At 40.9% G+C, this 12,871-nt stretch carries 13 protein-coding genes; 5 read left to right on the forward strand and 8 right to left on the reverse strand.

Annotated elements, in window-relative coordinates:
- Positions 1 to 9: 9 nt before the first annotated feature.
- The 7 genes from ACYP5M_RS10705 to ACYP5M_RS10735 form a co-directional block, all read right to left on the reverse strand.
- A complete protein-coding gene (locus ACYP5M_RS10705) occupies positions 10 to 855 on the reverse strand; it encodes an ATP-binding cassette domain-containing protein (RefSeq protein WP_434167576.1) in 846 nt (281 codons plus the stop codon).
- On the reverse strand, positions 856 to 1,710 hold the full coding sequence (locus ACYP5M_RS10710) for an alpha-D-ribose 1-methylphosphonate 5-phosphate C-P-lyase PhnJ (protein WP_459735032.1): 855 nt from the start codon (positions 1,708 to 1,710) through the stop codon (positions 856 to 858).
- Positions 1,703 to 2,839 (reverse strand): carbon-phosphorus lyase complex subunit PhnI, encoded by a 1,137-nt coding sequence (locus ACYP5M_RS10715; RefSeq protein ID WP_459735033.1) that lies wholly within the window; start codon positions 2,837 to 2,839, stop codon positions 1,703 to 1,705. Before ACYP5M_RS10715 ends, ACYP5M_RS10710 begins: the two co-directional genes overlap by 8 nt.
- Complete coding sequence (gene phnH, locus ACYP5M_RS10720) at positions 2,821 to 3,438, reverse strand: phosphonate C-P lyase system protein PhnH (RefSeq protein WP_434167578.1); 618 nt, start codon at positions 3,436 to 3,438, stop codon at positions 2,821 to 2,823. The genes ACYP5M_RS10715 and phnH overlap by 19 nt, the downstream gene beginning before the upstream one ends.
- Positions 3,439 to 3,452: 14 nt before the next feature.
- Entirely contained in the window at positions 3,453 to 3,878 is a 426-nt protein-coding gene (phnG, locus tag ACYP5M_RS10725; RefSeq protein WP_434167579.1) for a phosphonate C-P lyase system protein PhnG, read from the reverse strand.
- 279 nt (positions 3,879 to 4,157) lie between these two features.
- Positions 4,158 to 4,859 carry a GntR family transcriptional regulator gene (locus ACYP5M_RS10730; RefSeq protein ID WP_434167580.1) on the reverse strand — a complete coding sequence of 234 codons (702 nt, stop codon included), beginning with the start codon at positions 4,857 to 4,859 and terminating at the stop codon, positions 4,158 to 4,160.
- 228 nt (positions 4,860 to 5,087) lie between these two features.
- Positions 5,088 to 5,945, reverse strand: coding sequence for a PHP domain-containing protein (locus ACYP5M_RS10735; protein WP_434167581.1), 858 nt, complete (start codon positions 5,943 to 5,945; stop codon positions 5,088 to 5,090).
- 904 nt (positions 5,946 to 6,849) lie between these two features.
- Between ACYP5M_RS10735 and guaC the strand changes: the two genes are divergently transcribed.
- Positions 6,850 to 7,833: a GMP reductase gene (gene guaC / locus ACYP5M_RS10740; protein WP_434167582.1), complete on the forward strand. Its 984-nt coding sequence runs from the start codon at positions 6,850 to 6,852 to the stop codon at positions 7,831 to 7,833.
- 51 nt (positions 7,834 to 7,884) lie between these two features.
- On the opposite strand, the gene ACYP5M_RS10745 is transcribed toward guaC, so the two are convergent.
- Positions 7,885 to 8,226: a zinc ribbon domain-containing protein YjdM gene (locus tag ACYP5M_RS10745; protein ID WP_101223017.1), complete on the reverse strand. Its 342-nt coding sequence runs from the start codon at positions 8,224 to 8,226 to the stop codon at positions 7,885 to 7,887.
- 156 nt (positions 8,227 to 8,382) lie between these two features.
- Here ACYP5M_RS10745 and ACYP5M_RS10750 point away from each other — a divergent pair, with 156 nt between their 5' ends.
- The 4 genes from ACYP5M_RS10750 to ACYP5M_RS10765 all read left to right on the forward strand — a co-directional run bounded on the left by ACYP5M_RS10750 (position 8,383) and on the right by ACYP5M_RS10765 (position 12,871).
- Positions 8,383 to 9,072, forward strand: coding sequence for a response regulator transcription factor (locus tag ACYP5M_RS10750; RefSeq protein ID WP_054400643.1), 690 nt, complete (start codon positions 8,383 to 8,385; stop codon positions 9,070 to 9,072).
- Positions 9,069 to 10,073 (forward strand): sensor histidine kinase, encoded by a 1,005-nt coding sequence (locus ACYP5M_RS10755; RefSeq protein ID WP_101223018.1) that lies wholly within the window; start codon positions 9,069 to 9,071, stop codon positions 10,071 to 10,073. The genes ACYP5M_RS10750 and ACYP5M_RS10755 overlap by 4 nt, the downstream gene beginning before the upstream one ends.
- Positions 10,074 to 10,173: 100 nt before the next feature.
- On the forward strand, positions 10,174 to 10,935 hold the full coding sequence (locus tag ACYP5M_RS10760) for an ABC transporter ATP-binding protein (RefSeq protein ID WP_101223495.1): 762 nt from the start codon (positions 10,174 to 10,176) through the stop codon (positions 10,933 to 10,935).
- Positions 10,925 to 12,871, forward strand: a complete 1,947-nt coding sequence (locus tag ACYP5M_RS10765) for an FtsX-like permease family protein (protein WP_434167583.1) — start codon at positions 10,925 to 10,927, stop codon at positions 12,869 to 12,871. Before ACYP5M_RS10760 ends, ACYP5M_RS10765 begins: the two co-directional genes overlap by 11 nt.

Here is a 12,871-nt window from a genome sequence, read left to right on the forward strand (position 1 = left end):
TAGTTTCTTTTACAGCAGCGAGTGTACCAATTGCTGGGTATAAGGATGCTGTGGATCTTCGAGTATTTGATCTGTTAAACCTTGTTCGATTACTTTACCCTCCAGCATAACGAGAGTACGGTCTGCAAGCATTCGGATTACGCCCAAATCATGGGAAACCAATACAATGCTAATATTCAAATCTCTTTGAAGGCCTTTAATTAAATCCAATACACTTGCTTGAACTGATAAATCCAAACCTGTGGTGACCTCATCCAATAGCAGTATGGGTGGATTGTTGGACAATGCTTTGGCTATCTGGACCCGTTGCTGCATTCCGCCTGAGAAATTCCTTGGTTCCTCTTTCATTCGATGAATGGGAATATTGACTGCTTCCAGGAGCTCGGCGCCTCTTGATTCCATGCTGCCAACATGTCTGTTCCCAGCTGAAATTAACTTCTCGGCAATATTGCCTATCGAGGAGAAATCCATTTTCAACCCTAGAATCGGGTTTTGATAAACCTTTCCCATCAGGTGGTTCCGAACGTATCTTTTTTTCTGGGCAGACTCCATGAATAAGTTCTTTTTTCCATCCTCAAAGCCAGCCACATACAGTTCTCCCTCTTTCACTTCTTCGTCAAAATACAAACTTTTCATTAAAGTGGATTTGCCGCTGCCGCTTTCCCCTACTATTCCGAGAACTTCACCTTGATACAAATCAAATGTCAGATCTCTGCAGGCATAAACCGTCCCGCATTCGTGACAATAGTTTTTCGTCACTTTTCCTGATTTCATATGTTTGCATATCGAGCATCCGTCACCATACTGTTTGTTCATTTTTTTAACTGATAATACGGGCACCTCAAGCACAGACATTTAATTCACTCCCAATGATTGTTTTTGATTGACCATTTCAAGGCAATTGCTTGTATCATTGCATTGGAAATACGTTTCACCTGACTGCTCATCAACAAGTTCATCCAAAAACACATCGTTGGACCCGCAGAGAATGCAAGCATGATTTGCAAAAGACTCGATTTGAAATTCATAATCATCAAATGCCAAAGATGATACATTTGTATATGGAGGTACTGCATATACCTTTTTTTCCCTGCCTGCACCTAGCAAAATGAGCGCTTCATTATCGTCCAGCTTGGCATTATCGAACCTTGGTATAGGACTTGGTGCCATGACATACCTGTCGCGAACCATCACCGGATGGTCTGCATCAGTCGCCATTATTCCGTACTTCATAATTTGTTCAAATAACATAAGCAATGCTCCGCTATACTCTCTCTCAGCATGCAGCTTTTTCGTTTCATGTTCGCTCGGTTCAAAATTCCGTAAAGGTTCCGGTAACGGAACTTGAAGAATTAAAATCTGGTCTCGTTGCAGCGGCACTTCCGGCACCCTGTGTCTAGACTGGATTAAAGAGGCTTCTTTTGTGCTATCCGTTGTCCTTACCCCAGTAGTATCAGATACGAGTTTTTTTATGTTAACGGCATTAACGGATTCATCCGAACCTTGGTCGATTACCTTAAGGACGTCATCCTTTCCAATCAATGACAATGTCAACTGCAGGCCGCCTGTGCCCCAACCACGCCCAATCGGCATTTCCCTTGAAGCGAATGGGACTTGATAACCCGGAATGGCAATCGCCTTCAGTGTCGCCCTTCTAATCTCCCGTTTCGACCCTTCATCAAAAAATGCAAAATTATAGGTCTTATTCATACAATCCAACCTCCTGCTCTGTGGTCTTATCTTTCGACTTCCGAATGCTATCAAGCTTGGACTGGAACGTAACATAATGAGGCATCTTCAAATGGGAGATGAAACCCGTTGATTCCACTGAATCTATATGATATAGAACGAATTCCTCGTTGTGACTTGGAAACTCCTTGTTGGGTTTTTCCAGGCAATTATCCAAGATGCCCATTGCGATTGCTTTCGTTTCATTTTGTCCCATGCACATGCCATAGCCAACTTCAAACTCTATTTCTTTTTTGCCTTGCTCTTTCTCTACCGTAAGCGGAATGAGCATCTCTGTCTCAGTTGCTGTGAAATCCCCAATATAATAGCTATCTTCCTCTTGCCCGTCGTCCAGCAACGGGTGATCGAGATGAACTGGCAGCTGGCCTACGCGCAACTCCCCTACTGTGGGGTGCAGTGCACCATATCCTCGAATGACTGCATAAGCAAGCGATGTCACTGCACCGGTTTGGCCTCTTGTTAAAATTTGAAGGCGTTCACTCCGCATTGAAGGAAACTCCAGACTTTTCCTTGTCACATCCCCAGGCTGCAAATCATTGTTTTCACAGCTTTCTAATAAGCCTTCACTTCTTAAGTATTCCAAAACTTTAGGCAGAGAATTTAAATCATCCATTTGGCTCTGATATTCCGTTGAACGATTTTCTTCTTGAAAAGCCCGTAACCAGCCTTGAATGCTTATATCCGATTCATTTTCCAGCTCCGAATCTAGCAACCTATGTGTATAATCGGTTGTTGCACCTAAAATCTGCCCGCCAGGTACATCCTTAAAACTAGCTGAAATTCGCCTTTCCACCTTCATATTTTCAGAACTGATCACTCTTGAAACATGCTTTCGCGGCAAAGTGGATCGATAAGCTCTCAAGAGGAAAACAGCTTCTTCCGGATTGCCTTCAGCCTGTTTAATAGCAAGTGCAGCCAGTGATTGATCATACAAACTGCTTTCTGACATAACCTGATCAATCAACCCTCTCATCCCAGCTTCAATCTTATGCAGCTCTATAGCCGTCCCTTTTTTGACCCGTTCATACTTTAAGCGTTTGATGGATTCCTCAATCGCCTTTGTTCCTCCCTTTACTGCAACATATCCCATATAATCTCACCCCCATTTTCTTTGATTTGAGTCGTTCTCGGTAAAGCTATTAAACGATCTTTTTGATCCACAAAATACATATCGATTCCTAACGGGAATTCTATGTTTTTTTCGTTCCTTGCACCAAGCCAGGCGGAGACATTCGGGAGGCTTATGAATGATTCCTCTTGAATTCCCGGTCCTGAAAGGATCATTGAATCCCCTTTCGTTATATCCGGCACTTCTAGAATGATCATTGCCGATTCATGGGGATTCAACAGATTTCCTATCTTTGCTTTATTTATCGCTTCCTTCATTTGCTCCTCGGAGGCATCATGTAAAATAAAAATAAAATCCGCTTCCGGCAAATCGACAGGCTTCGAATAAGTAAGCTGATTGATCATTCTTGACACCGCCTCCCCCTCCTTTGCAATGACATTAAAAGTCACTTCAGGGTCAAGTACAGTAAGTGCAAGCAGAATAGTAGAAGATAAGCATTCCATTTGAACATCCAATGTCTTGGCTTCCCTCTCCAAAACCACTAAATTTCCAGGTCTTGAAGTCGCCGTTACAAGCTTTCTATAAACAGTTTGTATATCATGAACTACATCCAAATTCATTGCTTTCCCCCCTCTTATTGAACATCCATAGTTTCAAAATTAACTTTGGTTCTTAAGATTGATCGATTCAGCTCTTGAAGATTTTTCTGTATATTCTTCTTCTCATTTTCTAAAGCATGTGACCATAATCTTGTTTCTCCAAGATCAGCCTGATAAGCAGCATCAATGATCGCTAAACTTTGTGCCAGCTCTTCCCGATGTCCCTTAACGATACCAATCCCGATTGAATCCTGGATTTGGACCGTGCATTCTGTCACCAGCATTTCCCCTAGATAAAACAAGCTCTTTTTTGCCGTTTCCCTTGTCTTTAGCAACACGAGGGCACTTTCTGGCTTTTGAATGACGGTAACTTTATATTTCATTGTTATTTCCTTGGCAAATTCCTTTGCAATGTCCTCAGAGCCTTGTATCAAAATCTCGGTTCTTTCCCTTCTTCTCATTCCATTGGCCTCCAATGTTTTAGTTTCAAGCTAACATCTTCAATGTATCTTGTTGCCAAGTGAACGTACGTTAAGAAAGAGTAAATCTTGTATGGAATTTGTTAAAGCCGGACCTACATTATTCAAATTTCGTGCTTCACTCGTGAATTCGGAGCATTTACTCGTGATCTCCGTACTTTTACTCGTGAATTCGGGACATTTACTCGTGAGTTTCTTACTTTTACTCGTGAATTCAGGGCATTTACTAGTGAATTCGACCGATATCTGGAATGGAAGTTTTTATATAACATATGTGAAACAATCGCTCCGATAGATTATGACCGTGTGCTCAAGGACTTGATTACTTCGCTTATCCTGGCATACTGATTCCACTTGCAAAAGTGGAATTAAACTTGAACACTGCAAAATATCCCGTTCGAATAAAGTAGGAAAAATCACATTCAACGTGCTGCTGCTGGATCCGAATTCTACAAAGCCACGCTGCCGATAATATTGAAACATGGAGGTTATATCCGGACCGTCCTTTTCTATTTCAGGAAATGTTGATTTTGCTACAAAAGATGTATGAAGAGCAATCGGGAAATCGTCCATTAACCTAAGCCTGCCAATTTTAAAGACCTTGTCATCACTTTCCAACCCGAGTCTTTGAAAGATCTTCTGATCATAAGAAATTTCTTCGCAAAAAATAGTACTCGTTTGAAAGGAAAACTGAAATTCTTTCATTTTCTCGGTGAAACTAACATCTCCGGATAGAATTAACGGAATTTGTTTTTTTGTTTCCTGGACATAACTTCCTTTACCTTGCTTTGAATAGATAAAGCCTAAATCTTGAAGCTGCTCATATGCCTTCCTGACAACCATTCTTGGTACATTAAATTGATCGGCGAGTATATGCTCTGAAGGTAACTTTTTATCCGATTGAAAGGTTCCACTCTTAATTTCAGATATCAAATGATCAACTAAAAAGTTTTTTTCCGCCAACAAAAATCCCCCTTTACATATATTTTTCTTTGTTACTGTCAGTGTAATGAGAAAATATGAAGCTACCATGATTTTCTTGTAAAAAAAAAGTCCTGGTCAATTACCAGAACGAAAGGAATGCTTATTTTATGGATTTTTCTCAATACAACATCATGTTCAGTCTTTCAAATTCCTAATCCAGCAAATGAGCAGGCCGCTTTCACAGCAAAATTCCTGGTTTAATGAACATCATTTAATGGCCATGCTTTTTTTCCTTGATTTCAAAGCAGCCACACATTCCTTTCCTGGGCTCATACTGCCAAGACGAATCGGCTTCTCCCCATAATCCCCATGAAAATCCGAACCTCCTGTCTTAATGAGATTATATTGATCTGCATATGAAATCGCTCTTTCCTCTTCTGCATGCCCATGATGCGGGTGAAGAACTTCAATCCCTTCAAGCCCTGCTTTTACAAGCTCAGGAATAATTTCAAAGCTCCCGTATTGTCCAGGGTGAGCAAGGACCGGGACGCCTCCGGCAGCTCGAATCGCCTTTACAGCCAGAATGGCATCCACATACTCCATAGGAATAAAGGCAATGCCTGGCACTTCTCCATTTTGGCCGCGGCTGAAGATTTTCTTATACAAATCACCATAGATGGAATCCGTATACCCCGATTCCCGAAGCGCCAGCATAATATGCTGTTTATAAACACCGGTTCCTCCCCTGAATTTAGATACCTGATCCCAAGTTATTCGATAGCCTGCATGAATTAGTCGTTCCACCATTTTTTCAGAAGCTGCATTCCTTTTTTCAATCAATGGATTACAAAGCTCCTCAAGTGCCTTATGACCAGGCTCAACAAAATAGCCCAGAATATGTACACGCCTGCCTCTTGCAAAGTCATAACCAGACACTTCTATACCAGGGATGATTTCAATTCCTATTTCCTTTCCCCGTTCCACCATCTCTTGCAATCTTATCGTTGTATCGTGATTCGTAATGGCTAAATGACCAATGCTCTCCCTTTTTGCAACCTCCAATAGTTCTTCAAAAGAACTGGAACCATCTGAAATGTTCGTATGACAATGTAATTCAACCTTCATGCCAATCCCCCCATTCTTTTTCGTTACCCATTATCATTTTAACTTAGTGCCATGTCGGTCAACGTTAAGATGATGTAAAAAAACGTAAAGGTGTAAAAGTCATACAAATTGGTGAAAATACTTAAGTATTTCAGGCTGTAGATAAATAAATATGTTCTAGTTGATTTCAGAAATCCGCTCCCTTTCCGCCGACTGTCTGCCAAGCCTCCTCGACTTAAACGTCTCCGGGGTCTCGGCTAGCCAGTTATTCGGCAGGAGTGTCGCAAATTTCTTCCATCCATTAAGGATTACAGGAAAAAAACATGAAGGATAAACTAGTCTTAAATAGGATTCGGAATAAGAAGAGCCAGCAGTTTTTTCTTTTAAAACACAAAGTTGATTGGAACGGAAGGTACGAGACTCCTGCGGGAAAAGCGAGTCCAGGGGAGACCCCACAGGCGCAAGGCGCCGGGGAGGCTCCCGGACCGCCCGCGGAAAGCGAGTGCCTGGAGAGGAAATCAACGTTCCCATTTTACAAACCTACAAAAAAGCTGTCGGCAAATAATTATTATCTAATTTGTGAACAAAAAGGTCTATCTAAATAAAACAAAGTTGATTGGAACGTAAGGCGCGAGACTCCTGCGGGAAAAGCGTGGCATGGGAGACCCCGCAGGCGCGCGCCGAGGAGGCTCCCGCCCGCCCGCGGAAAGCGAGTGCCTGAAGTGGAAATCAACGTTCCAAAGTAACATGTTCATTCGTCCTTTTCAGCTCCCTACCCTGTTACGGATTTCCCATCAAGTTGAAATAAAATCAGAATAAAACCAATAAAAATTTTGACTTACTGTCAAAAATGATGTACATTACCTAATGGGCGAACAATTTTTATTAAAAAAGACAAAAATATTCGTATATAGAGGTGCATAACATGGAAAACGTGTTTGATTATGAAGATATTCAATTAATTCCTGCAAAATGTGTAGTAAATAGCCGTTCTGAGTGTGATACATCCGTTACTTTGGGTAAGCATACATTCAAGTTACCTGTAGTACCTGCCAATATGCAAACGATCATTGATGAAAAGATAGCCATGTACTTGGCTGAAAACGGTTACTTTTATGTAATGCATCGTTTTGAGCCAGAAAAACGAGTGACTTTCATTAAAGACATGCATTCACGAGAATTGATCGCTTCCATCAGCGTCGGCGTTAAAGAAGAAGAATACGGTTTCATCGAACAGTTATCGAATGACAACATTGTGCCTGAATACATTACGATAGATATTGCACACGGACATTCCAATGCCGTGATAAAGATGATACAGCATATTAAAAAACATTTACCCGAAAGTTTTGTCATTGCAGGAAATGTGGGAACTCCTGAAGCGGTACGGGAGTTGGAACATGCCGGTGCCGATGCTACAAAGGTGGGCATTGGACCAGGTAAAGTATGCATCACTAAAATCAAGACTGGATTTGGAACGGGCGGCTGGCAATTAGCTGCACTTCGCTGGTGTGCAAAAGCGGCAAGCAAGCCAATTATAGCTGACGGCGGCATTCGCACGAACGGTGATATTGCTAAATCAGTTAGATTTGGCGCTTCGATGGTTATGATCGGTTCACTATTTGCCGGACATGAGGAATCTCCAGGTCAAACGATCGAGAAAGATGGAAAGGCCTTTAAAGAATACTTTGGTTCAGCTTCAGAATTCCAAAAAGGTGAAAAGAAAAACGTTGAAGGCAAAAAGATGTTTGTCGAGCACAAAGGATCTTTGGAAGATACGTTGAAGGAAATGGAACAAGATCTTCAGTCTTCCATTTCATATGCAGGTGGTACCAAGTTGGAAGCCATCAGGAATGTGGATTATGTGGTCGTTAAGAATTCAATCTTTAACGGTGACAAAGTTTATTAAGAAGTAACGTTAAAAAAAACGGCCTAATCAATGGATTAGGCCGTTTTTTAATTATACCTTTTTAACAAATTGGGATTTTAATTTCATTGCACCAAAACCATCAATCTTGCAATCAATATCATGATCACCATCAACTAGACGGATGCTTTTGACTTTAGTGCCCATTTTTAAAACGGATGAGCTCCCTTTCACTTTAAGATCCTTGATTACCGTAACGGTATCACCATCGTTCAAGGCATTTCCATTAGCATCTTTGATAACCTTCTTTTGATCACCATTTTCCGTTTCCGCTTCCACCGTCCACTCATGAGCGCATTCCGGGCAAACAAAAAGACTTCCGTCTTCGTATGTATATTCTGAATCACATGCAGGGCAATTAGGAAAATCAGACATAATTTCACTTCCTCCATTCGTTATTCCCAATTTTAATATAATACTGGTTTACATACAACCAGTAGGCTATACTGCTCCTGTTCCCCCCTTCCTCTAGAACCTATAAAGGTTTTACTATATACTTTTAAGAAAAAGCTGGAAAGTGCGGTGAATCCATTGTTTAAACTTCTATTGATAGAGGATGATACGACGTTATTCAATGAAATTAAAGATAGATTGGCGCAATGGTCTTATGATATTTACGGAATTGGCGATTTTAGTAAAGTCGTTCAGGAATTCACGGACATAAAACCTGATTTGGTCATCATTGATATACAGTTGCCGAAGTTTGATGGATTTCATTGGTGCAGAATGATCCGGGCCCATTCCAATGTTCCCATCATCTTTTTATCATCACGCGATCATCCGACCGACATGGTGATGTCCATGCAGCTTGGAGCTGATGATTTTATCCAGAAGCCTTTTCATTTCGATGTACTCATCGCAAAAATACAGGCCACCCTCCGCCGGGTATATAATTACAATACCGAAAAAATCGAATTGAAAACCTGGTGCGGCGCAACTGTGGATTATGAGAAGAACACGGTATCGGCCGAGACTGGTACAATCGAATTGACGAAAAATGAAATTTTCATCTTGAAAAAGCTCATTGAACAGAAAAATAAGATCGTAAGCCGGGAAGAGTTGATCAACAGCTTATGGGATGACAAACGTTTCATAAGCGATAACACCCTTACAGTGAATGTGAACCGTTTACGAAAGAGGTTGGATGAACTGGGTTTAGGACATTTTATCGAAACGAAGGTCGGACAGGGCTATATCGCCGTAGAAGAGGCAAATGCATGATCAGAAAATATCTCATGGAAAGGTTCAGCTGGATCACATTCTACATAATTCTTCATCTATTCATTATCTTTGTCGCTTATCTTGATTCGGCTATTCCGTTAAAGCCAATACTGTATATTGCCTTTTTATCATTGCTCATGTTCAGTATCTTTTTGATTTTCCGCTATAAAAAAGAAACTTCCTTTTATAAAAGTCTAGAAGCGCGGGAAGACAACCTGGATATAACGAATATAGCCGAACCAGAGAGCCCTTTCGAAAAAATCATAGAAAACAGCATCATTAACCAAACCGAAGTATTGAAGCAATCCGCAGCAATTGGCCGAATGACTTTAGAGCAGGAGAAGGATGAATTATTATCTTGGATTCATGAAGTGAAGACACCATTGACAGCAATGCATTTAATGATTGACCGCTTGGATGATGAATTGCTGAAATCGCATTTGACTTATGAGTGGCTGCGCATTCACCTTCTTCTTGATCAGCAGCTCCATCAAAGGCGCATGCCTTTCATCGAAAATGATTTGTATATAGAGAAAACCGATTTGGAAACAATAATCTTTGATGAGATTAAAACGCTGCAATCATGGTGCATTCAAAAAGGGATCGGCTTCGACATACAATTGGATGTAACCGAAGTGCTTACTGATGCCAAATGGCTGGCCTTCATCATGAGACAGCTCTTGACCAACTCCATTAAATACAGTGAAAACTCAGATATCACGATATATAGCCATGAACAAGCCGGACAAACGGTTCTTGAAGTCCAGGATTCCGGACGGGGCATTGACCCAAAGGATTTATCCCGCATATTTGATAAAGGATTTACCTCCACGACAAACCATCATGACAATGCGGCAACCGGCATGGGGTTGTATTTAACCAAGAATGCGGCCGAGTCCCTATTCATCTCCATTGATGTTAAATCAGAGCTTGGAACCGGGACGACCGTTACCTTGACCTTCCCAAAAAGAAATGATTTCGTGAATATCACAAGCATGTGACAAAAGTGTCACATGCTTTTATTCTTTGTTCGTCCAAACGAAGGAAAAGAAATACATGGCCTTTTATAATGAGGATATAGAAAAAAAGGAGTGTATCCAAATGAATATATTAGAAGCGAAAAAAATCCATAAAAGCTATGGTAATAAATTCAATAAACAAGAAGTCTTAAAGGGTCTCGATATAAGCATACAAGAAGGTGAGTTCGTAAGTATCATGGGTGCTTCCGGTTCAGGAAAAACGACTTTGCTGAATGTCCTTTCCTCGATCGATAAAATCAGCAACGGCACCATTACGATCGATGGAAAAGAGATTTCAGGGATGAAAGAAAAGAATTTGGCCGAATTCCGGAAAAACCATCTAGGCTTCATCTTCCAGGAATATAACCTATTGGACACACTGACTGTCAAAGAAAATATCCTTTTGCCCTTATCCATTACAAAAACGCCCGCTAATGAAGCGGCACAAAAGTTTGATAGCGTGGCGAAGGAACTGGGCATATATGAAGTGAAGGATAAATACCCAAATGAAATTTCCGGTGGTCAAAAACAGCGTACGTCTGCAGCACGGGCTTTCATCCATGATCCAAGCATCATATTTGCCGATGAACCGACTGGGGCGCTTGATTCAAAATCAGCTTCCGATTTACTGAACAAACTGAGCGAAATGAATAAAAAGCGCAAAGCGACCATCATCATGGTAACCCATGATCCAGTGGCGGCCAGTTATTGCAGCCGAGTCATTTTCATTAAAGATGGTCAAATATATACACAATTGAATAAAGGTGAAGAATCCAGACAAACCTTCTTCAAGGACATCATGAAAACACAAGGTGTATTGGGAGGGGTTCAAAATGAGCATTAATCAACTCATCTTGCGAAATCTGAAGAAAAATCTGAAGAACTATTATCTGTATGTGTTTGCCCTGGTCTTCAGCGCTTCCCTTTACTTTGCTTTTGTCACCTTGCAATATGACCCATCGCTGGATGAAGCGGAGGGTACGGTGAAAGGGGCCGCCTCCATCAAGGCTGCATCGATCCTGCTTGTTGCGATTGTTTCCATATTCCTTTTATATGCCAATAGCATTTTCATAAAAAGACGCAGTAAAGAAATTGGCTTATTCCAATTGATAGGCATGACGAAGAACAGGATATTCCGTATCCTGAGTGTGGAAAACCTGATCCTGTATTTCTGTTCCGTATTCCTCGGAATCTTTGTAGGGTTTGCCGCTTCAAAATTGATCATCATGATACTATTTAAAATAATGGGTGTCCAGGCGATCGCGACTCTTAAATTTTCTTTACAGCCGCTAGTGCAAACCTTGCTCGTTTTTAGCGCCATCTATCTTTTAATCATGTTGATGAATTATACCTTCATTAAAAGGCAAACCATTCTATCATTATTTAGAGTGACTTCAATGACGGAAGGAAAAGTGAAAAAGGTTTCGATGTTCGAAATGATCCTCGGGATATTCGGAATCATCCTGATCATTGCTGGCTATGTCGTTTCATCCAAATTATTCGATGGAGCTTTTACAGAGATGACCGAGCTTTTTATGGCCATGATATTCATTTTGGCAACCGTCATCATCGGTACCTATCTGTTCTATAAAGGATCCGTAAGCTTCATCTTTAATATCATCCGTAAAAAGAAAAATGGCTATTTGAACATTAATGAAGTATTGTCCCTTTCATCCATCATGTTCCGGATGAAATCGAATGCGATATTATTGACGATCATCACGACCGTTTCCGCTTTGGCGATCGGGTTATTATCATTAAGCTATATCTCCTACTACTCAGCGGAGAAAATGGCACAAAGCAGTATCCCCACCGATTTTTCGATGACGGATAAGGGAGATGCGAATACATTCAAAAAAGCTTTATCCGACAGTAAAATTGATTATGACGAAAAGGTGATCGATGTCATTCAAGTGGATGTCAATGTAAAGGAAATTATGGAGACTAGCCTCGAAGGAGTGAACTTTGATCCCGACATCATGACCGTTCCCGTCATCAGTGATGAATCCGTTAAAGGAATCAACCTCGCTGAAGATGAGACCCTTTTCAGCGGATACAGTAATATGATGGAGAAGGTCATGTCCTTGAAGGATTCCGGAAAGATTGAACTGAAGGGCAAACACGAAGTCATTCCGCAAACATATATGGGATTGAATGATGATACCTTCTTGTCCTATTACTTCACGAACGGCGGATTGCCCGTTGCCATTGTAGACCAAACGATATTCGACCGTTTGAAAAAGGACGTCGACCCGAAAATCCAAAAAGTATCATCCGTTAATATCGGCATTGATGTGAAGGATGAAGCTGAACTTGAAAAAGCGAATGATCTATTTAATAAAATGAGTTTTAAAGAAGAACATGTGAATGATTCCCAATTTGAAATGTTCAACACCCAGAAGAAGAATATGGGTCTTATCATGTTCATCGTCGGATTCTTGGGATTAACCTTCCTCATCACATCCGGTTGTATCCTGTATTTCAAACAAATGGATGAAAGTGAAGGTGAAAAATCCAATTATACCATCTTAAGAAAACTGGGATTCACGCGTGGTGACTTACTAAGAGGAATCCAAGCAAAACAAGTTTTCAATTTCGGCATTCCTTTAGTCGTCGGACTGCTTCACAGTTATTTCGCAGTCCAATCAGGATGGTTCTTATTCGGGACCGAAGTTTGGACACCGATGATCATCGTTATGGCATTATACACGGCATTGTATTCGATCTTCGGAATCCTATCCGTATTTCATTACAAGAAGGTCATTAAAGAATCTCTATAA

The organism is Peribacillus sp. N1 (genome assembly GCF_054600815.1).